This window comes from Thermus neutrinimicus, from assembly GCF_022760955.1.
In the GTDB taxonomy this organism is placed as follows: Bacteria; Deinococcota; Deinococci; order Deinococcales; family Thermaceae; genus Thermus; species Thermus neutrinimicus.
Map to the genome: position 1 here is coordinate 1 of NZ_JAKTNU010000017.1, position 23,522 is coordinate 23,522.

Below are 23,522 nucleotides of genomic sequence, written 5' to 3' on the forward strand. Positions count from 1 at the left end.
CACGTGGGCGCAGGTCCATCCTAAAGGGGTGGTCCCACGTTTTGACGTGTACTGAGGCCACATGCTAAGAAGGCTTGAGGAAAAGGGTTTTTTGGAGCGTTCCTTGGACAGCAAAGACCTTCGCCGCTTCAGCTTCCGTCTAACGGAAAAGGGAAAAAGCGGCTTGCGCCAGGCGGAGGCGCTTATGGAAAAGGCGCTAAGGCGGCGCTTGGCTCGGCTTCAACCGGAGGAAACAACGCACCTGTTGGAGTTGTTGGGCAGGCTGGAGGAAGCATGAATCCCACACCGCAAGAGGTTCGTTTCACCATGATAGGGGTCCTACTCGGGGTTTTGTTGGCGGCCCTGGACCAGACCATCGTGTCCACCGCCATGCCCCGCATCGTGGGGGAGCTTAGGGGAGCCGAGTACTACGCCTGGGTCACCACCAGCTACCTTCTCACCTCCACGGTTTCCGCCCCCATCTTTGGGAGGCTGACCGAGCTCTTCTCCCGTAAGGCGGTTTTGCTTTGGGCGGTAAGCCTTTTCCTTCTGGGTTCGGCCCTTTCCGGCCTTTCCCAGAACATGGCCCAGCTCATCCTCTTCCGGGGGCTCCAGGGGGTGGGGGGTGGGGCCCTTTTCGCCCTGGCCCTCACCACCATCGCCGTGCTCTTTCCCCCAAGGGAGCGGGGGAAGCTTTCCGGGGCCTTCGGGGCCATCTTCGGCCTTTCCTCCGCGGTGGGACCCTGGCTGGGGGGCCTCCTCACCGACCACCTTTCCTGGAGGTGGGTGTTTTACATCAACATGCCTGTGGGCGCGGTGGCCCTTTGGTTCATCCTGCGCTACATGCCGCGGCTTCGTCCTGGCGGGCGGGAACCCTTTGACTTTCTCGGAGCCCTCCTCCTCATCCTTTGGACGGTACCCCTTATGCTGGCCTTTTCCTGGGGCGGAAGTACCTATCCTTGGGGGAGCCCGGAGATCCTGGGACTTTTCGCCTTGGCCTTCCTGGGGCTTATCCTTTGGATCTGGACGGAGAACCGGCTTCCTTACCCGCTTTTTGACCTGTCAGTTTTTCGGGAACGGGTCTTCAGCCTTTCGGCAGCGGCGGCCTTCTTTTATGGCCCGGCCTTTCTGGGCGCCGTGGCCTTCCTGCCCCTCTACCTGCAGGTGGTGAAGGGGGTTTCTGCCAGCCAAAGCGGGGTTACCGTTTTGCCCCTCACCCTTGGCGTGGTGGTGGGGAGCCTGGGTGGAGGCCAGCTCCTGGCTCGCTTCGGACGGTATAAGGTCCTTCTCCTGGTGAGCGCCGGGTTTTTATTGGCTATTTTCCTGTTCCTCCACTTCACCCTTACGGTGGGAACCCCTCTGGTGGAGGTGGTGGGCCTCTTCTTCCTCTTGGGCCTTGGCCTGGGTCCGGCCCAGAGCGTCCTCAACATCGTGGCCCAAAGCGGCCTACCCAAGGAGCGCGTGGGAAGCGGAACCAGCATGGTGCAGTTCATGCGCCAGATCGGGTCCACCATGGGCATCGCCTTGCTGGGAACCATTCTGGCGCAAAGCCTCACCCAGCACCTCAAGGATGCTTTTCCCTCCGGGGCCTCCACCCCTGCCCTAAGCCGCGCGGGTGAGGGAATGGCCCTGGACCTGGACCGGGAGTTTGTCCGCCTCGAGGACCTTCTGGAGAAGGCCCTCAAGGGAGACCAGGGAGCTTACCAGGCCTTGAAGGCGGATCCCTTTCTACCCGAGGATCTCAAGAAAACCCTGAGGCCTGGGGGCATTCCCGCCCAGTTTGCCGAGGTTCGGACTCTGGTTACCCAGGCCCTGCGGGGAGATGAGGAGGCGCGAAAGGCGCTTTTGGCGGATTCCACCTTGTCACCCGAGGTGAAGGCCCTTCTCCTTCCTGGCGGGGTGGCTCAGGGCACGTTTTCCCTGTTGGAACGGGCTTGGTCCGGGGATGGGGTGGCCAAGGAGGCCCTCCTCGGCTTGCCCTGGGGCCAGGGCCTGGAGGGGCTGTTGGGCGCACCTTCCTCTCCTGCCATGAGGGCTCGGGTTACGTCCTTTCTCAAGGCCCTGGAGGACAGGGTGGTGGCCGAGACGCAGGCTTCCTTGAAAAGGGCTGAGGCCCAGGCCCTGAGCCAGGTGCCCGCCCAGGTGGTGGCCCGCCTCGAGGGAGTTCGGCTCAAGCTCAAGGAAGCCTTGCAGGTGGGCATCGTGGAGGCTCTTCGGGGGATTTTTCTCCTCAGCACCTTTTTTATAGGCCTTTCCCTGGTGGCCTTGGTGTTCCTGCCCGACCGGGAGCTTTCGGGGGGCCTCGGGCCCCGCCCTTCGCTAGAGTGAGGGGGTGGACGGCTTTTACCTGGCCTTTGGCGAGGGGCTCTCCCAGGAGGCTAACCGCCTGGCCCAGGCTCTGGCTCGCCTTCTTCTAGAGGATCCCCCCGAAGGGCTTTGGGAGGCGGTTCCCGCTTACGGCACCCTGTACCTAGAGTACGATCCCAGAAGGCTTTCCCGGAAAGGGCTCCTGGGGCTTGTCTCCCGCCTCGAGGCCACCCTGGCCGGGGGTGGGGAAGAGGGCAGGCGGGTAGAGATCCCCGTGCGCTACGATGGGGAGGACCTCTTGGAGGTGGCCGGGCGCACGGGGCTTTCCCTGGAGGAGGTGAAACAGCTACACCAGGCGCCTCTTTACCGGGTCTACGCCTTGGGGTTTACCCCCGGCTTCCCCTTTTTGGCCCCGGTGGAGCCGGCCCTACGCCTGCCCCGCCGCCCCCACCCGAGGCCCCGGGTGCCGGCCCACGCGGTGGCCATGGCCGGGGCCCAGACGGGCATCTACCCCCTGCCCTCCCCTGGAGGGTGGCACCTTTTGGGCACCGCCTTGGTGGCCGTCTACGACCCGCACCGGGAGGAACCCTTTCTCCTTAGGCCAGGGGACCGGGTGCGTTTCCGGGAAGCCGAGGGTGCCCCTCCTCCGGAGCCTCTTCCCTTGGCCCTTCTTCCTGAGGAACCCAGGATTCCTGCCCTACGGGTGGAGGAGCCAGGCCTTCTGGACCTGGTGGTGGATGGGGGAAGGTTCCGGGCGGGGCACCTGGGGTTGGCCCGTTCCGGGCCATTGGATCCCTACTCCGCCTCCCTGGCCAACCGCCTGGTGGGGAATCCCCCGGGCGCACCCCTTTTGGAGGTGGCCTACCGCGGCCCGGTCCTCACTGCCCTTAGGGACCTGGTGGCGGCGGTGGCGGGGTATGGGCTTGCCGCCCTCCTGGATAGGGAGGAGATCCCGCCGGGCCGGAGCTTCTTCTGGCCCAGGGGCAAACCCCTCTCCTTTCGGCCCCAGGGCCGGGGGGCCAGGGTTTACCTGGCGGTGGCGGGGGGCCTCGAGGGCCGTCCCTTTATGGGTTCCGTGTCCCCGGATCTCCGGGGCAGGATCGGTCGCCCGTTGCAGGCGGGGGATACCCTGGGCCTGGGGGAGAAGAGGGCGGTGCGGCCAGGACTGGCCTTCCAGCAAAGGCCCTTGCCGGAAGCCCTTCGCCTCCGTCTCCTTCCCGGGCCCCAGTTTTCCTGGGAAGCCTTTAGGGCGTTGCTTTCCCGCCCCTTCCGGGTGGTGCGGGCGGACCGGATGGGCGTGGAGCTCCTGGGACCAGAGGTGCCCGGGGGGGAGGGGCTTTCCGAGGCCACGCCCTTAGGGAGTATCCAGGTGCCCCCCTCCGGGCGCCCCCTGGTGCTCTTAGCGGACAAGGGAAGCCTGGGGGGCTACGCGAAGCCTGCCAGGGTTCACCCGAAGGACCTTTGGCTTCTCGGCCAGGCATGGCCCGGAGCGGAGCTTGTCTTCACGAGCGATTTATATCGTGACAAGTGGCACATATCCCCAGTCCTACCAGGGGAAGACTAGGGGAGCCCTCACACCGCCTCCACCACCATGGCGATTCCCTGACCCACGCCGATGCACATGGTGGCCAGCCCGAACTGGACGTTTCTGCGACGCATCTCGTGGAGCAAGGTGGTGAGGATCCTGGCCCCGGAGGCGCCCAGGGGGTGGCCGATGGCGATGGCCCCGCCGTTGGGATTCAGGCGGGGGTCCTCCATGTCCAGGCCCCACTCCCTGAGCACCGCCAGGCTTTGGGCGGCGAAGGCCTCGTTGAGCTCGATGAGGCCGATATCCTTCAGGGTAAGCCCCGCCCGTTCCAGGGCCTTCTTGGTGGCGGGCACCGGGCCGATACCCATGATCCTGGGCGGAACCCCGGCCACGGCCACGCTCCGCACCCGGGCCAGGGGGGTGAGGCCATGGGCCCTGGCATAGGCATCGGAGACCAGGAGAAGGGCGGCGGCCCCATCGTTCAGGGGACTGGAATTCCCCGCGGTGACCGTGCCCCCTTCCCGGAACACCGGCTTAAGCTGGGCCAGTTTCTCCAAGGAGGTATCCCTCCTGGGCCCCTCGTCCACCTCCACCTGGACCTCCTCCTTCCCCCGCTTCACCGGCACGGGGACCACCTCCTGGGCGAACCGGCCCTCGTCCCAGGCCCGGATGGCCTTTTGATGGGAGAGGAGGGCGAAGCGGTCCTGCTCGTCCCGGGGGATCCTGTACATCTCCGCCAGGTTCTCAGCGGTCTCCCCCATGCTTTCCGTGCCGTAGAGGGCCTGCATCCTGGGGTTAACCAGGCGCCAGCCCAGGGTGGTGTCGTACATCACCTGGTTGCCGGTAGGGAAGGGCCGTTCCGCCTTGGGCACCACGAAGGGGGCCCGGGACATGGACTCAACCCCGCTCCCGATGTACACCTGGCCCTCTCCTGCCCAGATGGCCCGGACGGCCTGGGCCACGGCTTCTAGGCCGGACCCGCAGAGGCGGTTGACCGTACACCCCGCCACCTCCACGGGGAAGCCGGCCAGGAGGAGGGCCATGCGGGCCACGTTGCGGTTATCCTCCCCTGCCTGGTTGGCGCAGCCGGCGTAGACGTCCTCTACCTCTTCCTTGGGGATGCCGCTTCGCTCCATGAGGGCGGAAAGGGCAAGGGCCAGGAGGTCGTCGGGGCGGACGCTGGCCAGGGCTCCCCCGTGCTTGCCGATGGGGGTTCTTAGGGCTTCCACGATCCAGGCTTCGGGCATAGGACCTCCTTACCGACCGTTCGGTAGCAGTGTAGTGGAGTTGGGGGTGGAAGTCAACGATCTGTGGAGAAGAGGAGCACAAGCTAACTAAATCGTGAACCGTTACACAAAACCACCTCACCACCGGTTGATACCCGCAGACTTTAGCACAAGTACAGGTACAGGCACCTGGACCCACGTGGCGGTAACGCTGGACGGTCCCTTTAGCTCATTCAAGATCAACGGGAATCCAGCGGGAACCTTCACGGCACCCTTCGGAATGACTAGCAATTCCCTAGACCTATTGCTAGGAGCTCCGCACACTACCATCCCTAGCTCAGTTCCTTGCGGACTCTTACTAGACGACGTAAAAATTGGCCGGCTTAACCCAGCCAACAGTCAGCAGTAGGATCAAAGGCAAAGCTGGGCTCCAGCTGAGGAGCCGGATATACAATAGGGGCCATGGTGCCCTGGGAGACCCTAAAGGCTTGGCTCCAGGAGGACCTCGGCCACGGGGACCTCACCACGGCCCTTACGGTGCCGGAGAACCTCTTGGGCCAGGCGGTGATCGTGGCCAAGGAGGAGGGGGTCTTGGCCGGGCTTCCCGTGGCCAGGGAGGTGTTTGCCCTGGCAGACCCTCGCATTGCCTTCACACCCCTGGTGGAAGAGGGGGCAAGGGTGGAGGTGGGTCAGGAAATCGCCCGCCTCGAGGGTCCCCTAAGGGGCATCCTGGCGGGGGAGAGGCTGGCCCTCAACCTCCTCCAACGCCTCTCCGGCATCGCTACCCTGACCCGGGCCTATGTGGAGGCCCTGAGGGGCACCAAGGCCCAGGTCCTGGATACCCGCAAGACCGCCCCGGGCCTGAGGGCCCTGGAGAAGTACGCGGTGCGGGTAGGCAGGGGGAGGAACCACCGCTTTGGGCTTTTTGACGGCATCCTCATCAAGGAAAACCACATCCGCGCGGCCGGAGGCGTGGCCGAGGCGGTGAAAAGGGCCAGGGCCAAGGCCCCCCACTACCTCAAGGTGGAGGTGGAGGTGGGAAACCTGGCCGAGCTGGAGGAGGCCTTGGAGGCGGGGGCGGATCTCATCCTCCTGGATAACTTCTCCCCAGAGGAAATCCGCGAGGCCGTGCGCCGGGTGGGGGGGCGGGTGCCCCTGGAGGCCAGCGGCAACATGACCCTGGAAAGAGCCCGGCTGGCGGCGGAGGCGGGGGTGGACTTTGTGAGCGTGGGGGCCCTGACCCATTCCGCCAAGGCCTTGGACCTTTCCCTGCTGGTGGTACACCCCTGATGCCATGGGGTGCTACCATAGGGGCATGGCGCGGGCCCGGGTTCGGCTCCCTGAGGATCAGGCCCACGGCCTCAAGGTCCCGGCCCAGGGGGAAGGGGTGTCCCTGGCAGGCCGGGTGCGCTGGGCGGTAGGGGGTAAGCCCGTCACCTGGCCATGGGGATTCCCTGGGGAGGTGAGGCCCTAAAGGACTAGAAAAGCCTGGGCCGCGTCCCAGGGCTTCAACCCAGCGAAAGCGCAAAGCATGGAAAGGGATCTTCTCATCCAAGAGGTTCTCCGGCTGAAGGCAGAGCGGCAGGCGGTCATCCTGGCCCACTCCTACCAGCTCCCTGAGGTGCAGGAGGTGGCGGACTTCGTGGGGGACTCCCTGGGCCTAGCCCGGGAGGCCCAGAGGACCCGGGCCAAGGTCATCGTCTTCGCCGGGGTGCACTTTATGGCGGAGACCGCCGCCATTTTGAACCCGGAGAAGACCGTCCTCCTTCCGGATCTGGAGGCGGGTTGCTCCCTGGCGGATAGCATCCGGCCTGAGGACATCCTGGCGTGGAAAAAGGACCATCCCGAGGGGATCGTGGTGGCCTACGTGAACACCAAAGCCGAGGTAAAGGCCCTGGCGGACGTGTGCGTCACCAGCGCCAACGCCGTGGAGGTGGTCTCCCGCCTGCCGGAGGATAGGCCCATCTTCTTCGTGCCCGACATGTTCCTGGGCGCCCACGTGGCCAGGGTGACGGGGAGAAGGCTGGACCTTTTCCCCGGGGAGTGCCATGTGCATGCGGGGATCCGCGAGGAGCACCTGAAGGCCCTGTTGCAGAACCACCCGGGGGCGGAGTTCATGATCCACCCCGAGTGCGGGTGCGGCAGCAGCTGCCTTTTCCTCAAACCCGACGCCAAGATGCTCTCCACGGAAGGCATGGTGCGCTACGCCAAGAGGGCGGAGGCCAAGGAGTTCGTGGTGGCCACGGAGGTGGGGATCCTCCACCGCCTGGCCAAGGAGGCCCCGGAAAAGACCTTTATCCCGGTGAAGCCGGATGCCATCTGCGAGTACATGAAGCGGATCACCCTAGAGAAGGTTTACCTGTCCCTTAAGGAGATGCGCCACGTGATCCGGGTGGACGAGGAGGTGGCAAGGAAGGCCCGGCGGGCCCTCGAGGCCATGGTGGCCGTGGGCTAGACCCTAGGGCGGAAGGACCCATGGCCACCTTAACCGCCGACCTCCTCATCCTGGGTGCGGGCATCGCGGGGGTCTACGCCGCCTTGGCGGCGGAGGAAAGGGGGGCTAGGGTCCTCCTCCTCAGCAAGGATCCCCTTCCCTCGGGTTCCACCCCCTGGGCCCAGGGAGGGGTAGCCTTCCCCTTGGATGAAGCCGACCTGGAGGCCCACCTCCAGGACACCCTTAGGGCGGGTCGGGGTTTGGTGGAGGAGGGCGTGGCCCGGTCTATCCTGGAGGAAGCCCCTAGGCATTGGGAAAGGCTTCTTACCCTGGGGTTTCCCTTCCACCCCGAACCCACCCGGGAGGGGGGCCACTCCCGGGCGCGGGTACGGCACCTGGGGGGAGACCGCAGCGGCCTCTTCCTCCTCCAGGGGCTCCTGAGCCGGCTCAAAAGCCCGGTCCTCGAGGGGCACATGGCGGTAAGCCTCCTCCTGGGGGAGGACCGGGTGGCGGGGGCTTTGGTCCTGGGGCCTGAAGGGCTTAAGGAGGTGCGGGCCGGGGCGGTGCTGCTGGCCACGGGGGGTTTGGGAAGGCTTTTCCCCGTGACCACCAACCCCGAAGGGGCCACGGGGGACGGGATGGCCCTGGCCTACCTGGCGGGAGCCACCCTAAGGGACCTGGAGTTCGTGCAGTTCCATCCCACCGCCCTTCCCGATGGAAGCCTGGTGAGCGAGGCTTGCCGAGGGGAAGGGGCCATCCTGCTCAACGCCCAGGGGGAGCGCTTCATGGCCCGTTACGATCCCTTGGGGGAGCTGGCCCCCCGGGACGTGGTGGCCCGGGCGGTGCACCGGGAGAGGGAGGGGACGGGGGCAGTTTACCTGGACCTGAGGCCCATTCCCCACCTGGAGTCCCGTTTCCCCACGGTGGTGGCCGCGGCGCGGGCCCTGGGCTTTGACCCCTTCCGGAAGCCTCTTCCTGTGGCTCCCGCGGCCCACTACGCCATGGGGGGGGTCAAGACGGATCTTGCAGGCCACACAGGCCTCCCCGGTCTCTACGCCGCCGGGGAGGTGGCTTCCACGGGCTTCCACGGGGCCAACCGCCTGGCTTCCAATAGCCTCCTGGAGGGGTTGGTGATGGGAGAGCGGGCCGCCAAGGCCGCCCTTCAGGACCTGGTCTATCCCCGGACGGTGGAGCCTTTACCCCTCTTCCTCCTGGATCCGAAGCACCTAAAGCCCTTACGGGAAAGGATGGGGCGGGCGGCCGGGGTGGTGCGACGGGGAGAGGACCTTGCCCGGGCTTTGGCCTGGTGCAAAGGCCTTCCCCTCGAGGAAGCCCTTCCCGAGGACCTCCCCGCCTTCAGGGATCCCCGTGTCCTGCGCGCCTTCGTGGAAGCAGGCCATCTGGCCCTTTTGGCCCGGCTCCTGGTGCGCATGGCCCTCTGGCGGGAGGAAAGCCGGGGGGCCCACTACCGGGAGGACTTTCCCCAGGAGGCTGAGGAGGCCTACCACCTCGAGGTGCACCGTGCACCCGGGGGCGGGATCCGGTGGCCAGACCCAGTCCGGGTACCCCTTAGCTCCCCTCCCAAGGGGTAGCCCTTCCCGGATGGTGGGGGCCAACCGGGGTATAATGCCCCTGGAGGTTCCCTATGAAAGGTCACCCAGATGTGATCCAGAGCCTACAGGAAAGACTTTCCGAAGAGCTTGCTGCCATTTTGCAGTACATGGTCCATGCGGAGATGGCGGAGAATTGGGGCTTCAAGGCCCTGGCCCGCCACCTTAAAGCCCACGCCATCACCGAGATGCGCCATGCGGAGAAGCACATCGAGCGCATCCTTTTCCTGGAGGGTTTCCCTGAGGTGAACCGGATCGGGGAGATCCGGATTGGCAAAACGGTGGAGGAAATCCTCTTCAGGGACTACGAGGGGGAATTGCAGGCGGTTAGGGGCTACAACGAGACCATGAACCTGGCGCAAAGCCTGGGGGATAACGGCACCCGGGACATGGTGGCGGAGATCCTCAAAGACGAGGAGGGCCATGTGGACTGGCTGGAGGCCCAGCGGGAACTTTTAAGCCAGATGGGCCTGGCCAACTACCTGCAGTACCTGGCCGGGGAAGCGGAATAGGCTCTTAAGGGGTCCCGGGACCCCTTCGTGGGGCCTTAGCCCACGGGGGCCTTGAGGTTCCTGCGGGCCCAGCGGTCTATGGCGGCGATGACCGTCTCCAGCTCCCGCCCGGCCTCGGTGAGGCTGTAGCGGGTGCGGGGGGGCATGAGGGATTCCACTTTCTTCTCCACCACTCCCAGCTCCACCAGATGCTCCAGGCGCTGGGAGAGGGTGGCGGGGTTCACCCCCCCGATGGCCCGGGAGAGCTCGTTGAACCCCTTAGGACCTTCCAGGAGGGCCCTGATGATGTGCAGGGTCCACTTCTCCTGGAGGAGGTTCAAGGCAGCATAAACGGGGCAAAAGGCCGGTTCGTGCTCGGCCATACCCCCATGGTAGCACGGGTCAGGAAGAGGCTTCCGTGGGCTTCCGGGCCACCAGGGTGAGGATGGTATAGGCGGCCACGGTTTTCCCCTCCTGGTTCACCACCTCCACCGCCCATTCCACCACCCCGGACTTCTCGTCCCTGGGCCGCTTGGCCTTCACCGTGAGCCGGGCCTGCAAGGTATCCCCGATGCCCACGGGTTCGGTGAAGCGCAGGCCCTCGAGGCCGTAGTTGGCCAGGACGGGGCCCGGAGCCGGATCCACGAAGAGCCCGGCGGCGGCGGAGAGGACGAAGTATCCGTGGGCCACCCGCTTCCCAAAGAGGCTCTTCTGGGCCGCGATCTCGTCGGTGTGGGCGTAGAAGTGGTCCCAGGAAAGGTGGGCGAAGAGGGCGAGGTCCGCCTCTGTGACCGTGCGGCGATGGGTGGAGAGGGTCTCCCCGATCTCCAGCTCCTCGTAATACTTGCGGAAGGGGTGGATGCCGGCGGGCTTTTCCGCTCCTTTGGCATACTCCCCGGTGAGGGCTTGCAGGGTGTGGGGGTCGGCCTGTATCGCCAGGCGGGCCAGGTGCCGCTTGACGGAGAGGAGCCCTCCCAGCTCCTCCCCGCCCCCTGCCCGCCCGGGTCCCCCGTGGAGGAGGCGGGGCAAGGGGGAGCCGTGGCCCGTGGAGCTATGGGCGTTGCGGCGGTTCAAAATATGGAGCCGGCCCACCTCCCTGGAAAGCCCAAGGAGGTAGAAGCGGGCCTCCTCGGGATCCGGGGTGGCCAGGGTGGCCGCCAGCATTCCCCCTCCCATGCGGGCCAGGCGCAGGGCTTCCTCCCGGTCCCGGTAGGGGAAGAAGGTGGCTACGGGGCCAAACGGCTCCCCCTGGTGGAGGGTCTGTGCCCAGGGATCCTCCGCCAGGAGGAGGGTAGGGGGGAAAAAGGCGCCATCCCGCCTCCCCGGGTGCTGCCAATACACCCTGGCTCCACCGGCCAGGAGGGCCTCCACGGCCCCTTCCACCTCCTCCTTTTGCCCTAGGGAGGCCAGGGGGCCTAGGTCCACGCCTTCCTCCCTGGGGTCGCCCAGCCTAAGGCCCTCCAGGTGCTTGCGGGTGCCCTCCAAAAGGGCCTCGAGGCGGCCCTGGGGCACCATGACCCGGCGGATGGCCGTGCACCGTTGCCCGGTTTTGATGGAAAGCTCCTGGGCGATCTCCCGGGCCAGCCTCTCCATCTCCTCCTCCCCGGCCTTTTCCCCCAGGATGGCGGCGTTTAGGGAGTCGGTTTCCGCGTTGAAGAGGACACCCCCTTCCAAAAAGGCGGGATGGCGCCTTAAGCGGTCCGCGGTGGCCTTGGAGCCCGTGAAGTAGACGCTATCCCGGTGGTCCAGGGCCTCGAGGGCATCCCCCAGGCCTCCCGCCACGAACTGGAGGCTCCCCTCCGGCAGAAGCCCGGACTCCACCATGAGGCGCACCAATCCCTCGGCCACGTGGGCGGTGGGGGTAGCAGCCTTGGCTAGGGTGGGCACCCCCGCCAAGAAGGCGGGGGCGAACTTCTCCAGGAGGCCCCAGACCGGGAAGTTAAAGGCGTTGATCTGGACCGTGATCCCGCCCTTGGGGCCCAGGAGGTGCCTTCCCTGGAAGGAAAAGTCCTTGCTCAGGGGGAGGTTTTCCTCCTCGGGTAGGAGGTTTCCCTGGGGAAGCGTCCGGGCCAAGGAGCTATAGGTGAAGAGCACCCCGATGCCCCCGTCCACGTCGTACCAGGCATCCCGGCGGGTTCCCCCGGTGGTGGCGTAGAGGCGGTAAAGCTCCTCCTTGCGCTCGGATAGGTATTGCGCCAGGGCCCGAAGCCTTCGCCCCCGCTCCTGAAAGCCCAGGGCAAGGAGGGCCTTCCCACCCACCTCCTTTCCCCAGGCCACCGCCTCCTTGAGGGGCAGGCCCTCCGAGGTCACGTGGGCCAGCACCTCGAGGGTGGCGGCATCCCGCACCGGTACCCCTTCCCCTGCGCCCGTTACCCACTGGCCCATAAGGTAGGTACTCACCTTCAAGGTCGCCTCCTTTAAACCGGATCCTCTGAGTTTCCCACTTTCCAGGACGGATGCTTCCCCTTCAGACCGTCTTGAAGGCCTCAAAAACCTCCCCGCAGGCGGTGCACTGGTAGAGCATCTTGCACAAGGTGGCTCCAAAGGCGTTTCTGAGGACCACCTCCTGGCTGCCGCACCGGGGGCAGGGGGGATCCTTCCCCGCTAGGGGAAGGGGAAGGGGTGGGGCTACCCCGTAACCCAGGAGCTTCTCCCTCGCCTCCTCCGCCATGTCCTCGGTGCTCCAGGGGGCCTTGGCCTCCACCACCTCCACCTCCTTGGCGCCCGCCTCCCGCAGGGCCCTTTCCATCTCCTGGCGGATGAGCTGTATGGCAGGGCAGCCGGAAAAGGTGGGGCGGAAGCGGACCCTCACCCTTTCCCCTTCCGCCTCCACCCCCAGGACCATCCCCATCTCCACGATGTTGAGGACGGGGATCTCCGGGTCCTTAACCCCTTTTAAGGCCTCCCAGTACCGCTCTACCATGCCTTGGCCTCCGGGTCCCAGCGGGCCACGGACTGCATCTCCGCCAGGAGGGACCAGAGGTACTCCGTGTGCTCCTGGCGGCTTTTGGGCACGTACCCTCCCTCGGGCGGCCGGAGGCCCGAGCGCACCAGGTGGGCGGTCACCTCCTCCAGGTAGGGGGCCTCGAGGGCCTGGAGATCCGGCACCACCCCTGCCTCCACCAGGGCCTCGTCCCCCGGGAGGGGCCGGAAGAGCTGGCGAACGTAGGGGAACAGGGTCTCCAGGGCCTCCTGCGCCCGGCGGTGGGATTCCTCCGTGCCTTGGCCCAGGCGCTCCACCCAGAGGGAGGAGTGCCTCAGGTGGAACCTTTCCTCCTTTAGGATGCGGCTTGCCGCCTCGGCCAAGGGGCCATAGGTGCTCCTAGTCGCCTCCTTGAGCCAGAGGTTCTCGTAGGCGTCAAAGAGGTACTGCCGCACCAGGGTGAAGGCCCAGTCCCCCTTGGGAAGCTCCACCATGATGGCGTTTTGGAACTCCAGGGGATCCCGGAAGTAGACCAGGTGGTCGGGGTCGGAGCCGTCCAGCCCCTGCCTGAGCTCCAACCAGACCTTGGCGTGGCCCAACTCGTCCTGGGCCAGGTTGGCGATGGCGATGTCCTCCTCGAGGATGGGGGCATGCCCCACCCACTCGGAAAGCCGCTGGGCCAGGACCACCTCGTCGTCGGCCCAGGCGGTGAGCCGGGCCACCAGGGCGTCCTTCAGGTAGGCATCAAGCATCCTCCACCCCCTTGGCGGTGATGAGCCCGTAGTAGCTTTGCAGGCGGTAGGTCTTCTCCTTGGCCGGGGCAAACCAGCTTTCCACCACTTCCTCCGTGGGTTCGGTTCCCACCAGCAACCGCTCGGGAACTGCCCAGAAGGCCACCCCTTGGGCCTGCAGGAGGGCTTGGGCTATGGCATCCTCCGGACCTTGGGCCAGGAAGCGGCCCACCAGGTCCCCGTAAACCATGCTCCGGCGGTGGCTCCTCTTGGCACAGACCCAGTAGGGCTCTTCGCTCCCACCCTCCATGCGGCCCGGCCTCAACTCCTTTAGGCCCTCCTGGGAGACGTGGAAGAAGGCCTCGGCAGGCGCCACGAAGAGGGCGTAGGCGGCAGGGCGCCGCACGAACACGTGCCGGGCCACCAGGAGGGCGTGCTCCGGGTCGGCGGCGTGCACCGAACCCACCATCTGCGGAGGGCCATGCTTGGTGTCCTGCTTGATCACCTCAAACCGGGGCCACTCGGTTCCCCACATGGCATCCTCCTAGTCCGCGGCCTGGGCCAGGCGGCGCTGGCCGTAAGCCTCGAGGGCCTCCCGCACCCAACGCCCTTCCTCGTGGGCCCTCCTGCGGGCCATGAGCCGGTGCCGGTTCATGGGGCCTTCCCCGTTGATCACCTTCCAGAATTCGTCCCAGGGGATGGGCCCGTGGATCCAGTTGCCTGTCTTCTCGTCGTAGCGGAGGTTGGGGTCGGGGATGGTGAGGCCAGCGTCCAAGAGCTCGGGGACATGCTCGTTGAGGAACTCCTGGCGCACCTGGTCGTTGGTCTTGGTCTTGATGCCCCAGCGGAGAAGGAGGGGGGTGTGGGGGGAGTCGGTGTCGTGAGGCCCGGCCATCATGAGGGTGGGCCACCACCAGCGGTTCAAGGCATCCTGCACCATCTGGCGCTGCTTCCTGGAGCCCCTGGCGTAGAGGAGGACCGCCTCCTTGCCCTGCTTGTGGTGAAAGGTTTCCTCCGCGCAGATGCGCACCATGGCCCGGGAGTAGGGCCCGTAGGAGCACTGGGCCAGCATGGTTTGGTTCTTGATGGCCATCCCGTCCACCAGCCAGCCGATGATGCCCACATCCGCCCAGGTGAGGGTGGGGTAGTTGAAGATGTTGGAGTACTTGGCCTTGCCGGAAAGGAGGGCCTCCACCATCTCCTCCCGGGTAATCCCCAGGGTTTCGGCGGCATGGTAGAGGTACTGCCCGTGCCCCGCCTCGTCCTGGACCTTGGCCAGGAGGATGAGCTTGCGCCTTATGGAGGGAGCCCGGGTGATCCAGGCCCCTTCGGGAAGCATGCCCACCCACTCGCTATGGGCGTGCTGGGAGATCATGCGGATGAGCTGGCGCCGGTACTCCGCGGGCATCCAGTCCCCGGGCTCGATCTTCTCGCCCCGGGCGATGCGGGCCTCAAACTCCTCAAGCCTCTCCTGGTAGTCGGGGTCCTCTGGGTAGCCGATCCTAAGCTTAACCATCCTCGCCTCCTTTCTCCCCACTAGCCTCCACGCCCAGCGCCCTGAGGATGAGGGTGGCGTAGGCTTCCGAAAGCTCTTCCAAGGAAAGGGGTCCTTCAGGCCGGTACCACTGGTAGGTCCAGTTGAGGGCGGAAAGGACAAAAAGGGTGGCCAGGCGCAGGTTTTCCACCCGAAAGACCCCCTTTTCCCTTCCCTCCTGGATCACCGCCTGGACGCCTTCCTCGTAGCGGCGCCTTAAGGCCTTGGCCTCTTCCAGAAGGGGAGGGGAGAGGTGTTTCCACTCGTGGAAGAAGACCGTGGCCCGGGGAAGCTCCTGGGCGATGACCTCGAGGTGGCCCCGCACCAGGCCCTTCACCTTGGACACGGGATCGCCCTCGAGTCCCTCCAAGACCCCAAGGAACCGCTTTGCCGCCTGGCGGACCACCTCCAGAAGGAGTTCCTCCTTGGAGGCGATGTGGGCGTATAGGCTTCCCCCCTGGAGGTTTAGGTGCTTGGCCAGCTCCCGCATGCTGGTGGCGTGGTAACCCCGCTGGCTGAAGAGGTGGCCTGCTACGGTGAGGATCTGCTCGCGCCGCTCCATGGCTAACGGTCGTTTGTTAGGTTAGCACACCCAAGGCGAAGGGACAAGTGTCCCGCATCACCTTTTTCGGGTCCCGGCGGATGGGTAGGGGCCTAGACGGCCTTCCTAGCCTGCGGAGGAAGGGCCAGGTTCCGGCTGAAGCCCGGCCTGCGGTCTAGAGCGGGGAGGCTTAAAGCTCGGGTAGCCTCGAGGCCGCCTCCCTAAGCCGTTCCCGAGAAGCGTGCAGGTAGATCTGGGTGGTGGCAATGGACTCGTGGCCTAGGAGGTCCTTCACCGCGTCCAGCTCCACGCCGTTTTCCACCAGCAAGGTGGCGTAGGCGTGGCGGAGCTTGTGCGGGGTGAAGCGCCTGGCGTCCAAGCCCGCCCTTAGGGCGGCCTCCCGGAACCGGGCCTCCACGTACCGGGCGGAGGGCACCCGGCCCCGGTGCCGCCCTTGGGAGAAGGTGAAAAGAGGCACATTACCTTGGGGCGGACCCAGCTCCAGAAGCACTTCCCGGGCGGTCTTGGAAAGGGGTACCAGCCTTTCCTTGTTCCCCTTGCCCACCACCCGGATGGCCGCGGGAACCGAGCCCTCGAGGATCACGTTCCGGCCCTTCAGGGAAAGGGCCTCGGAGATACGAAGCCCCGTGCCGTAGAGGAACCGGGCTAGGTGGCTGAGGAGCTTGGCCTCCCTTTCGGCCCCCAGGGCCTCGAGGAAGCGCTTGAGCTCCTCAGGGCCCGGGTGCAAGGGAAGCCTGCGCCCGGCCTTGGGACGACCAATGCCCTCCGTGGGATCGGACACCGCCTCGCCCCTGACCTGGGCCAGGTAGCGGTAATAGCTGCGGAGGGCTGCCAGAAACCCCTGCACCCTCCTGGGGGCCCAACGCTCCTTGAGGAGGAGGGCCCGCACCGCCTCGGGGCCCGGGGTGAAACCTCCCTCCTCGAGGAAGCGGAGCCAAAAGGCCAGGTCCTGCAGGTAGCGGCGCACCCCCCGGGGGGAGTAACCCCTTTCCAGGAGGAGGTATTCCGCATAGGGGGCTAGGCCGTGAAGGGCCTTATCGGGCTTTTTAACACCGATGGTTTTCCATATAAGCGCCTGCTCCACAGGGGGATTATATCATATACGCGAAATGTACCTTTCGCGAACATAACAACTACCCAGCCAACCTGCAATAAGGGAGTTTGGGTAAAGCAAAGGCTCACTCCGCCCGGATTTCCTGGGCCCAGGAAACAACCCAAAAGCGCTTTGCAAAAGCCCCGCCCCCTTGTCTGTCTCTAACCGCTACAGCCAGAGGGCCGAAGCCGCCTCGAGGCTAAACCCTTACTCCTACCCGCGCCCCCTCGGGCCGGGTGCAGACAGCATCCCGGCAGGCCTCTTCAGCGAGAACCTGATGCTCAAGTCCCAGGCCTTAAGCCTCTTGGGGCACAGCTGGGGGAGTAAGCTTGTGTTATATTTCACGATTAAAACTGCTCGTGCTCTTTCTCTCCTCACCAGACCAACGCCAACCCCTCCGCTCGTGGATCCGAAGCCCCCAAAAACGCCTCCCCACGGCGCAAGACCACCTGACCCCGCCCAAAAACCCCAGGCTCCACCTCATAGGCCACCCGGTGCCCCAGGTCCTTGAGCACTAGGGCCGTAGCCTGGGGTATACCCGGCTCCAGCACCACCCAGTCCTCCCCTCCCCTACCCGGCACCACCTGCCACCGCGGCCGGTCCAGCGCCGCTTGGGGGTTAAGCTGCAAGTCCGCCAGGGCCACCACCACCTGCACGTGCCCCTGGGGTTGCATGTAGCCCCCCATCACCCCAAAGGGACCCAAGGGTTTGCCCTCCCGCGTGAGAAACCCGGGGATGATGGTGTGGTAAGGCCGCTTGCCCGGTCCCACCCGGTTGGGGTGTCCCTCCTCCAAGGAAAACCCCAGTCCCCGGTTTTGCAGGGCGATCCCCGTGCCAGGCACAAGGATGCCCGAGCCAAAGCCCTGGTAGTTGGACTGGATGAGGGAGACCATCAGCTCCCCGTCCGCCGCCGCCAGGTAGACCGTTCCCCCAGGTCTCACCCCCGGCAGGGCCTGGGGAAGGGCCCTTTCCCCGATAAGTCCGCGCCGGGACGCCACGTGTTCGGGGGACAGCAGGGCCTGGGGAGGCTTCTCCAGGTAGCGGGGGTCGGCCACGTACTGGAAGGCGTCCGCCAAGGCCAGGCGCATGGCCTCGATCTGCAGGTGGTAGCTGAAGGGGTCTTCCGGTTTAAGCTCGAAGCCCTCCAGGATCGCCAGGGCCAAAAGGGCGGCGATCCCCTGGCCGTTAGGGGGGAGCTCGTGCACGGTGAGGCCCCGGTACTCCAGGGAGAGGGGCTCCACCCACTCCGGCTCATGGGCCCTGAGGTCCTCGAGGGTGAGAAGGCCCCCGGTAGCCTCGCTAAATCCCGCTATGGCCTCGGCCAACCTCCCCCGGTAAACGCTTTCCCCATAGCTCTCCCCGATCTCCCTCAACGTCTGGGCGTGCCCAGGGCTTCGCCACACCTCCCCGGCCCTCGGGGCCCGACCCTGGGGAAAGAAGGTCTCCTGGAAGGGCCGGAATTCCGGACCCTTAAGGGGAAGGTAGATCCCCTCCGCCCTGCGCCAGGTCCTGGCCGTCTCCGGTCCCACCGGGAACCCCTCCTCCGCGTAGCGGATGCCGGGGGCAAGGATCTCGGGGAAAGGGAGCCTGCCAAAGCGCTGGTGCAAAGCCCGCCACCCCGAGACCCCTCCGGGCACCGTCACCGGGAGCCAGCCCCTTTCCGGCATCCCCCCCTCGGGAATCCGGTCAGGGGTCAGGCGCAAGGGGCTTTTCCCAGAGGCGTTCAGCCCGTGGAGCCGTCCATCCCACACCATGGCGAAAAGGTCGCCCCCGATCCCGTTGCTGGTGGGCTCCACCACCGTGAGGGTGGCCGCCATGGCGATGGCCGCATCCACCGCGTTTCCCCCCTTAAGCAGCATCTCCATCCCCGCCAAAGCCGCCAGGGGCTGGCTGGTGGCCACCGCACCCCGTCGGCCAAGAACCACGTGCCGGCGGGAAGGGTAAGGATAGTGGGTGAGGTCCATGCGCTCCTCCCCGGCAAGTCTAATCCCTACCCTAGGGGAGACCTCTTGGCTTTTCCCCCAGGGTTTATGGGGGCGCTAGGAGAACTCCCGCTCCAGTTCCCTAAGCCGCTCCGCGATACCCGTGTACTCCAGCTCTTCCATGGGTAGCATGGCTGGACCGTAAAATCCTTGGCGGCGCATCTCTTGGGCCTTCTCCACCACCTTGGCCCGCACCGCATCCCAGACGGGATCCGCAAAGAGGTCCACCGGCTCGGAAAACCGGCCCTCCTTCAGGGAAAAAGCCAGCCCGCAAACCATGGGCACGCAGAAGAAGGTGGAGGCGGGGGTATTGGCCCTCACCGGCATCAAGGGCAGGTGGTGGCTTCCCCGGGTATCCCCGGCCACGAAGGGAGCCAGGGCCAAGGGGGGACCAAACTCCTCCGTGGCGGGGAAAATCTTCTGGGTGCGAATGAGGGCTACCGGATCGTCCTTGCCCACATAGCGGCCGGCAATATTCCGCAGGCGGGTGGTGCTCACCACCGCAGCGATCTCCCCGTACCTCCTAGACCAGATGGACTCTATCCCAAACCGGTGGGAGTCCCTAAGCAAGGCGGCGATGTCGTATAGCCGCTCAGGGGCATCCAAAACGATGTAGCTATCCCTTTCCGTTTGGGCAAGGTCCATGATGCGGAAGCGGAAGCCAGGGCGCAACTCCGATGAGAGCAAGAGGCCAGAGGAGTACATGGGGTCGGCGAAGGCCAGGTAGAGGGGCAGGTTGAACGCCCCAGGTTCGGTCTTATCGGCGGCCAGCACCATAAAGGGCTCCGCAGGGCGTTCTTCAAACTCCATCTCCGCCACCTGGGGCCCCAGGCCATGGAGGTTGCCGGAGAAGGCATCCTTCAATAGATCCTGCCCGGCCCCGTAAAGACCCTCCTCCTTGGCCACCTCGGTGCCCTCCCGGAAGGCTTTCCAGGCCAGCTCGTGGACGGCTGGGTTCCGAACGCCATGGGTATGCGAGAGGAGCAGGACGATGTCGTCCCCAATGTGGAACACATGGGCATCCAGGAGCAAACCGCCCACCTCCCCCCGTACCACCTCCTCCACCCGGGCCAGCACCCTGCGGCTGGGTAAGGTGTGCCCTCCGACGGAGCCGATGTCGGCCTTGAGGACGCTAAGGGTCACCTTCATAAGCTCCTCCTACCCTTTCCATACTTCCACACTTATAGGGGCTTGGCAACCCCTATCCTTCCGCGTAGCACCAACAGCTTTGGAAACGTGGAAGGCAGGGGGAGGCTCCCTTGACTATGCCCTCCTCGAGGGGTAGAGTGTACTTACCGACCGGTCGGTGGGGTATGGGAACTGCCACACGCAACCGCATCCTGGAAGAGGCCGCCCGGCTTTTTACGGAAAAGGGCTACGAGGCCACCAGTGTTCAGGACCTGGCCGAGGCTCTGGGCCTTTCCAAGGCGGCGCTCTACCACCACTTCCGGAGCAAGGAGGAGGTTCTCTACGAGATCAGCCTTCAGGCCCTAGAGGGCCTTCGCCGCCAAGGAGAAAAAGCCCTATCCGAACCCGACCCCAAGGCAGCCCTGCTGCGCTTCATGGAAGGCCATGCCCGCTTCCTGGAGGAGAACCGGCCCTTTTTCGTGGCCATGCTGCAAGGGTTGCAAAGCCTCTCTCCCGAAAAAAGGGCCCTTACCATCGCCTTGCGCGACCGGTACGAGGGCCTGCTCCGAGCCATCCTCGAGCGGGGCATGGCGTTGGGTGTCTTCCGTCCCCTGGATGTGGGACTCACGGCCCGGGCCATCCTCTCCCTCCTCAACTGGATGATCCGTTGGTTCCGCCCGGGCGGGCCCTTGCGGGCGGAAGAGGTAGCCAGGTTCTACTTTGATCTTATCCTTAGGGGGTTAGGAAATGGGGATTCCTGAACACAAGGAGATTCGACAATTGGCTAGGCGCTTGCTAGAGGAAGCGGGGCCCACCCTGGCGGAGTATGAGGCCCGGGAAGCTTTTCCCTGGCCCCTGGTAAGGCGGATGGGAGAGCTGGGCTTCCTCGGGGTTTTCGTGCCTGAGGAGCTGGGAGGCGCTGGCCTGGACTTTTGGGCCTACATCGCCCTTCTGGAGGAGCTTGGAGGATACGCTTCCTTACGCTCTATCCTTTCCGTACAGCAAAGCTTGGTCCTCACCCCCATCCTCACCTACGGCACCCCTGAGCAGAAGAAGCGCTACATCCCCCGTCTGGCCCGGGGGGAGATTCTGGGAGCCTATGGCCTAACTGAACCCGAAGCGGGCTCGGATGCAGGGAGCCTCCGCTCCCGGGCTTACCAGGACGGCGATCACTATGTGCTAGAAGGACAGAAGACCTTCGTCTCCCATGCCAACGTGGCCCAGGTGTTCCTTATTTTTGCCAAAACCAACCCAGAGAAGGGCAGCAAGGGCATTACCGCCTTCCTAGTGGAACGGGAAGATGGCCTACGCACTATGCCATTGAAGGGGAAACTAGGGCTTAGGGCTGCGGACACGGGGATCGTCTTCCTAGAGGGGGTGCGCATACCCAAGGACAGGGTTTTGGGAGAGGAGGGACAAGGCTTCAAGGTCGCCCTTTCCACCCTGGATACCGGACGGGTTTCCCTGGCGGCGGGAGCGGTAGGGCTGATGCAACGGGCCTTGGACCTATCCGTCCGGTACGCCAAGGAAAGGCACCAGTTCGGACGGCCCATCGCCAGTTTTCAGCTGGTGCAGGCGCATCTGGCCCAGATGAAGCTGGACCTCGAAGCGAGCCGCCTCCTCACCTACCAGGCGGTAGCCAAGAAGCTCAGGGGGGAAAGGTATACCCTCGAGGCCAGCATGGCCAAGCTCTTCGCCTCAGAAGCTGCCAACCGCGTGGCCTATCGGGCTATCCAGGTCCACGGGGGCTACGGCTTTTTCGAGGAGTACGAGGTGGCCCGGCTTTACCGGGACGCCCGTATCCTCACCCTTTACGAGGGAACCAGCGAGGTGCAGACCCTGGTGATCGGGGCCCACCTCACCGGGATCAAGGCCCTTGGAGAAGGCTAGGGAGGTGATAAGGATGCCCATGTACTTTGAGGACTTCCAGGTAGGCCAGCGCTTTACCACCCCCGCCCGTACGGTGACCGAAGCCGACGTGGTGAACTTCGCTGGGATCTCCGGGGACTTTAACCCCATCCACACCGATGCCGAGTTCGCCAAGGAGACCCCCTTTGGCCAGCGCATCGCCCATGGGCTTCTGGTCCTTTCCATGCTCACCGGCCTTCGGCAACGAGGCGGACACTTTGAGGGAACCATTATCGCCTGGATGGAGATCCGCAACTACAAGTTCTTGAAACCCGTATTCATAGGGGACACCGTGAGGGGGGAAAGCGAGATCCTGGAGAAGCATGAAACCAGCAAGCCCGACCGAGGGGTGGTGGTACAGCGGGTACGGGTCCTGAACCAGAGGGGTGAGGTGGTTCAGGAAGGGGAGTTCGTCACCCTGGTGCGCAGGAAAGCCCAGGAATAGCGTCTGGGAGATGGGCGTTCCCCGGAAAAAAGGGGGGTAGACCCCCAAGTGGCCTACCCCAGGAAGGAGGAGCCAAACCCCTCTAGCCCCAGATGTCCCCCGGGTGCCTCATCCCCACGGGGCGGGATTTCAGGATCTCCAGGGCCTCCTCCTCGCTCATCACCGGGTTCTGGTAGCGGATCCCCAAGGCCTCCCCCATCAGGCGGAAGACATGGGTGTTGTCCACAAGGCCCAGGCTCAGGTGGCGGAGGCCCTGGCCGTAAAGGGCCAGCACCACGGGGCTTGCGGTATGCTGGCCGGAGCTCCAGCCGATGTTGGGTCGGTCGGGTCTGCTGGCGTTCCGCTGCACCATGGCCCAGGACAGGGTGTTGCTGGGCTGCACCCCGTACCGTACCCCATCGGGCCGATAGGTCTTCTTGGCGATGGCCTCCACCACCATCTGGGCTTCGGCATCCTCCAAGGTGACCCCTTTCATGGCCCGGTAGGCCTCCTTCACCTGCCCGGGGTCGGGATTACCCCCCAGCAACCGCAGCATGTGCTCGAAGCTGGCCTTTTGCCCCTCGAGGAGGTCCAGGCCCACGGAGCTTTCCAAATAGCTCCTGCCCGCACCGTACAAGGCCCCAACCCCGGTGGCGTGGTCGGACACCAGGATAAACAGGGTGTCCGGGTTACGGTCCACGAAGGCGGTAAGGGCCTCCAGGGCCTCATCTGCGGCCAGGACATCCCAGAGGGTGGCGGCGGGGTCGTTGAGGTGGTTGGCGTGGTCAATCCGCCCCGCCTCCACCTGGAGCACGAAGCCATTGCGGTAGGCGGCCAGCCTGGGTAGGGCCGCCTGGACCATCTCCTTCAGGCTTAGGACCTTAACCCCTTGGAAGCGGCGGTCCACCTCGTAGGGGACGTGGCTATCGGAGAAGACCCCGAGGAGCCGGCTGGCGTTGGAACGGGCCAGCTCTTCCGGGGTGCGCACCACCCCGTAGCCCGCCTGGGTGAAGGCGCTGTACATGTCCCTCTTGTCCTTCCGCTTTTCGGGGTTGAAGAACCGGTCCCCGCCCCCCAGGTACACCTCGGCCCCAAAGGCCAGGTATTGCTCGGCGATCCTCTCCTCGGCGTTGCGGTCGGGGTTGGAAATCACGAAGCTGGCCGGGGTGGCATGGGTCACCGTGGTGGAGGTCACCAGGCCCACCGCCTTACCCAACTCCTTAGCGGCGGCGAAAAAGGGCTTCAAGGGGGTGCCGTCCGCATGTACGGCCAGCCCCCCGTTGACCGTCTTCACCCCACAGGAGAGGGCGTTGCCCGCGGCGCTGGACTCGGCGACGTAGCTGGTGAGGCTGTAGGTGTTTACCAAGCCGTTGGGGTACCGGGAAAGGAGCCTCTCCAGGGCTAAAACCCGGCCAAGCCGCCTCCGGGCGTAGGCCTGGGCGATGGCGTAGTCCTCCCAGGAGAAGCCGTCGTACACAAAAACGATCAGATTCCGGTACCGCCGGCCCAGGCTAGGGGTGTTTTGGAAAGCTCCCTGGGCTGCCCCCTTGGGAAGAAGGGCCAAAGCTCCTGCCGCCAAGCCGCCTTTGAGGATATCCCTACGCTTCATCCCCCACCTCCAAGGGCAGAGTAGCTGCCCCTTGTCAGGAGCGGGTCAAGCTC

At 65.3% G+C, this 23,522-nt stretch carries 23 protein-coding genes; 11 read left to right on the top strand and 12 right to left on the bottom strand.

All coding sequences use genetic code 11. From position 1 onward, the window contains the following. The first annotated feature begins 61 nt into the window (after window positions 1–61). From L0C59_RS09310 to pxpB, 3 genes are read left to right on the top strand one after another with little or no spacing between them, the layout of a single operon-like run. Window positions 62–277: a helix-turn-helix domain-containing protein gene (locus tag L0C59_RS09310; RefSeq protein WP_243091087.1), complete on the top strand. Its 216-nt coding sequence runs from the start codon at window positions 62–64 to the stop codon at window positions 275–277. Next, on the top strand, window positions 274–2,307 hold the full coding sequence (locus tag L0C59_RS09315) for an MDR family MFS transporter (protein WP_243091088.1): 2,034 nt from the start codon (window positions 274–276) through the stop codon (window positions 2,305–2,307). Before L0C59_RS09310 ends, L0C59_RS09315 begins: the two co-directional genes overlap by 4 nt. Window positions 2,308–2,311: 4 nt before the next feature. Further along, window positions 2,312–3,850, top strand: coding sequence for a 5-oxoprolinase subunit PxpB (pxpB, locus tag L0C59_RS09320; RefSeq protein ID WP_243091089.1), 1,539 nt, complete (start codon window positions 2,312–2,314; stop codon window positions 3,848–3,850). An 8-nt stretch (window positions 3,851–3,858) separates the two neighbouring features. On the opposite strand, the gene L0C59_RS09325 is transcribed toward pxpB, so the two are convergent. Continuing rightward, on the bottom strand, window positions 3,859–5,061 hold the full coding sequence (locus L0C59_RS09325; RefSeq protein WP_243091090.1) for a thiolase family protein: 1,203 nt from the start codon (window positions 5,059–5,061) through the stop codon (window positions 3,859–3,861). A gap of 441 nt (window positions 5,062–5,502) precedes the next feature. On the opposite strand from L0C59_RS09325, the gene nadC reads away from it, so the two are divergent. From nadC to bfr, 5 genes are read left to right on the top strand one after another with little or no spacing between them, the layout of a single operon-like run. Then, window positions 5,503–6,330 (top strand): carboxylating nicotinate-nucleotide diphosphorylase, encoded by an 828-nt coding sequence (nadC, locus tag L0C59_RS09330; RefSeq protein WP_243091091.1) that lies wholly within the window; start codon window positions 5,503–5,505, stop codon window positions 6,328–6,330. Window positions 6,331–6,355: 25 nt separating this feature from the next. Further along, entirely contained in the window at window positions 6,356–6,514 is a 159-nt protein-coding gene (locus L0C59_RS09335) for a hypothetical protein (protein ID WP_243091092.1), read from the top strand. A 57-nt stretch (window positions 6,515–6,571) separates the two neighbouring features. After that, on the top strand, window positions 6,572–7,495 hold the full coding sequence (gene nadA / locus L0C59_RS09340; protein WP_243091093.1) for a quinolinate synthase NadA: 924 nt from the start codon (window positions 6,572–6,574) through the stop codon (window positions 7,493–7,495). A 20-nt stretch (window positions 7,496–7,515) separates the two neighbouring features. Then, window positions 7,516–9,066 carry an L-aspartate oxidase gene (nadB, locus tag L0C59_RS09345; RefSeq protein WP_243091094.1) on the top strand — a complete coding sequence of 517 codons (1,551 nt, stop codon included), beginning with the start codon at window positions 7,516–7,518 and terminating at the stop codon, window positions 9,064–9,066. A 53-nt stretch (window positions 9,067–9,119) separates the two neighbouring features. Beyond that, window positions 9,120–9,596: a bacterioferritin gene (gene bfr / locus L0C59_RS09350; protein WP_243091095.1), complete on the top strand. Its 477-nt coding sequence runs from the start codon at window positions 9,120–9,122 to the stop codon at window positions 9,594–9,596. A gap of 35 nt (window positions 9,597–9,631) precedes the next feature. Here the strand turns inward: bfr and L0C59_RS09355 are convergent, their stop codons facing one another. The 10 genes from L0C59_RS09355 to fbp all read right to left on the bottom strand — a co-directional run bounded on the left by L0C59_RS09355 (window position 9,632) and on the right by fbp (window position 19,549). After that, the gene (locus tag L0C59_RS09355; protein WP_243091096.1) at window positions 9,632–9,958 is read right to left on the bottom strand and encodes a winged helix-turn-helix transcriptional regulator; all 327 of its coding nucleotides are present in this window, start codon (window positions 9,956–9,958) and stop codon (window positions 9,632–9,634) included. 19 nt (window positions 9,959–9,977) lie between these two features. Continuing rightward, a complete protein-coding gene (paaZ, locus tag L0C59_RS09360) occupies window positions 9,978–11,981 on the bottom strand; it encodes a phenylacetic acid degradation bifunctional protein PaaZ (RefSeq protein WP_243091097.1) in 2,004 nt (667 codons plus the stop codon). 61 nt (window positions 11,982–12,042) lie between these two features. Then, window positions 12,043–12,498 (bottom strand): 1,2-phenylacetyl-CoA epoxidase subunit PaaD, encoded by a 456-nt coding sequence (gene paaD, locus L0C59_RS09365; RefSeq protein WP_243091098.1) that lies wholly within the window; start codon window positions 12,496–12,498, stop codon window positions 12,043–12,045. After that, window positions 12,492–13,250, bottom strand: a complete 759-nt coding sequence (gene paaC, locus L0C59_RS09370; protein ID WP_243091099.1) for a 1,2-phenylacetyl-CoA epoxidase subunit PaaC — start codon at window positions 13,248–13,250, stop codon at window positions 12,492–12,494. The genes paaD and paaC overlap by 7 nt, the downstream gene beginning before the upstream one ends. Further along, window positions 13,243–13,764: a phenylacetic acid degradation protein gene (locus L0C59_RS09375; RefSeq protein WP_243091100.1), complete on the bottom strand. Its 522-nt coding sequence runs from the start codon at window positions 13,762–13,764 to the stop codon at window positions 13,243–13,245. Before L0C59_RS09375 ends, paaC begins: the two co-directional genes overlap by 8 nt. 9 nt (window positions 13,765–13,773) lie before the next feature. After that, complete coding sequence (gene paaA / locus L0C59_RS09380; protein WP_243091101.1) at window positions 13,774–14,745, bottom strand: 1,2-phenylacetyl-CoA epoxidase subunit PaaA; 972 nt, start codon at window positions 14,743–14,745, stop codon at window positions 13,774–13,776. Continuing rightward, complete coding sequence (locus L0C59_RS09385) at window positions 14,738–15,325, bottom strand: TetR/AcrR family transcriptional regulator (RefSeq protein WP_243091102.1); 588 nt, start codon at window positions 15,323–15,325, stop codon at window positions 14,738–14,740. Before L0C59_RS09385 ends, paaA begins: the two co-directional genes overlap by 8 nt. Before the next feature lie 169 nt (window positions 15,326–15,494). Further along, window positions 15,495–16,409: a tyrosine-type recombinase/integrase gene (locus L0C59_RS09390; RefSeq protein WP_243091103.1), complete on the bottom strand. Its 915-nt coding sequence runs from the start codon at window positions 16,407–16,409 to the stop codon at window positions 15,495–15,497. Window positions 16,410–16,792: 383 nt separating this feature from the next. Beyond that, a complete protein-coding gene (locus L0C59_RS09395) occupies window positions 16,793–18,382 on the bottom strand; it encodes a gamma-glutamyltransferase family protein (RefSeq protein WP_243091104.1) in 1,590 nt (529 codons plus the stop codon). Window positions 18,383–18,457: 75 nt separating this feature from the next. Next, entirely contained in the window at window positions 18,458–19,549 is a 1,092-nt protein-coding gene (fbp, locus tag L0C59_RS09400) for a fructose-1,6-bisphosphate aldolase/phosphatase (RefSeq protein WP_243091105.1), read from the bottom strand. Between the two features lie 164 nt (window positions 19,550–19,713). Here fbp and L0C59_RS09405 point away from each other — a divergent pair, with 164 nt between their 5' ends. Genes L0C59_RS09405 through L0C59_RS09415 form a run of 3 tightly spaced genes read left to right on the top strand, consistent with a single transcriptional unit; the run spans window position 19,714 to window position 21,881 of the window. Continuing rightward, a complete protein-coding gene (locus L0C59_RS09405) occupies window positions 19,714–20,289 on the top strand; it encodes a TetR/AcrR family transcriptional regulator (protein ID WP_243091106.1) in 576 nt (191 codons plus the stop codon). Beyond that, entirely contained in the window at window positions 20,276–21,418 is a 1,143-nt protein-coding gene (locus L0C59_RS09410; protein WP_243091107.1) for an acyl-CoA dehydrogenase family protein, read from the top strand. Before L0C59_RS09405 ends, L0C59_RS09410 begins: the two co-directional genes overlap by 14 nt. Before the next feature lie 13 nt (window positions 21,419–21,431). Next, the gene (locus L0C59_RS09415; RefSeq protein WP_243091108.1) at window positions 21,432–21,881 is read left to right on the top strand and encodes a MaoC family dehydratase; all 450 of its coding nucleotides are present in this window, start codon (window positions 21,432–21,434) and stop codon (window positions 21,879–21,881) included. 82 nt (window positions 21,882–21,963) lie between these two features. On the opposite strand, the gene L0C59_RS09420 is transcribed toward L0C59_RS09415, so the two are convergent. Continuing rightward, window positions 21,964–23,469 (bottom strand): alkaline phosphatase, encoded by a 1,506-nt coding sequence (locus L0C59_RS09420; protein WP_243091109.1) that lies wholly within the window; start codon window positions 23,467–23,469, stop codon window positions 21,964–21,966. Window positions 23,470–23,522 lie beyond the last annotated feature (53 nt).

Bases quoted from the DNA above. Each gene is read 5' to 3' on its own strand.
- paaA (WP_243091101.1), bottom strand. From the start codon at position 14,745: ATGGTTAAGCTTAGGATCGGCTACCCAGAGGACCCCGACTACCAGGAG.
- L0C59_RS09415 (WP_243091108.1), top strand. From the start codon at position 21,432: ATGCCCATGTACTTTGAGGACTTCCAGGTAGGCCAGCGCTTTACCACC.
- nadC (WP_243091091.1), top strand. From the start codon at position 5,503: ATGGTGCCCTGGGAGACCCTAAAGGCTTGGCTCCAGGAGGACCTCGGC.
- L0C59_RS09420 (WP_243091109.1), bottom strand. From the start codon at position 23,469: ATGAAGCGTAGGGATATCCTCAAAGGCGGCTTGGCGGCAGGAGCTTTG.
- L0C59_RS09405 (WP_243091106.1), top strand. From the start codon at position 19,714: ATGGGAACTGCCACACGCAACCGCATCCTGGAAGAGGCCGCCCGGCTT.
- bfr (WP_243091095.1), top strand. From the start codon at position 9,120: ATGAAAGGTCACCCAGATGTGATCCAGAGCCTACAGGAAAGACTTTCC.
- L0C59_RS09385 (WP_243091102.1), bottom strand. From the start codon at position 15,325: ATGGAGCGGCGCGAGCAGATCCTCACCGTAGCAGGCCACCTCTTCAGC.
- L0C59_RS09335 (WP_243091092.1), top strand. From the start codon at position 6,356: ATGGCGCGGGCCCGGGTTCGGCTCCCTGAGGATCAGGCCCACGGCCTC.
- paaC (WP_243091099.1), bottom strand. From the start codon at position 13,250: ATGCTTGATGCCTACCTGAAGGACGCCCTGGTGGCCCGGCTCACCGCC.
- paaD (WP_243091098.1), bottom strand. From the start codon at position 12,498: ATGGTAGAGCGGTACTGGGAGGCCTTAAAAGGGGTTAAGGACCCGGAG.
- fbp (WP_243091105.1), bottom strand. From the start codon at position 19,549: ATGAAGGTGACCCTTAGCGTCCTCAAGGCCGACATCGGCTCCGTCGGA.
- nadB (WP_243091094.1), top strand. From the start codon at position 7,516: ATGGCCACCTTAACCGCCGACCTCCTCATCCTGGGTGCGGGCATCGCG.
- L0C59_RS09310 (WP_243091087.1), top strand. From the start codon at position 62: ATGCTAAGAAGGCTTGAGGAAAAGGGTTTTTTGGAGCGTTCCTTGGAC.
- nadA (WP_243091093.1), top strand. From the start codon at position 6,572: ATGGAAAGGGATCTTCTCATCCAAGAGGTTCTCCGGCTGAAGGCAGAG.
- L0C59_RS09375 (WP_243091100.1), bottom strand. From the start codon at position 13,764: ATGTGGGGAACCGAGTGGCCCCGGTTTGAGGTGATCAAGCAGGACACC.
- L0C59_RS09355 (WP_243091096.1), bottom strand. From the start codon at position 9,958: ATGGCCGAGCACGAACCGGCCTTTTGCCCCGTTTATGCTGCCTTGAAC.
- L0C59_RS09410 (WP_243091107.1), top strand. From the start codon at position 20,276: ATGGGGATTCCTGAACACAAGGAGATTCGACAATTGGCTAGGCGCTTG.
- L0C59_RS09315 (WP_243091088.1), top strand. From the start codon at position 274: ATGAATCCCACACCGCAAGAGGTTCGTTTCACCATGATAGGGGTCCTA.
- L0C59_RS09395 (WP_243091104.1), bottom strand. From the start codon at position 18,382: ATGGACCTCACCCACTATCCTTACCCTTCCCGCCGGCACGTGGTTCTT.
- L0C59_RS09325 (WP_243091090.1), bottom strand. From the start codon at position 5,061: ATGCCCGAAGCCTGGATCGTGGAAGCCCTAAGAACCCCCATCGGCAAG.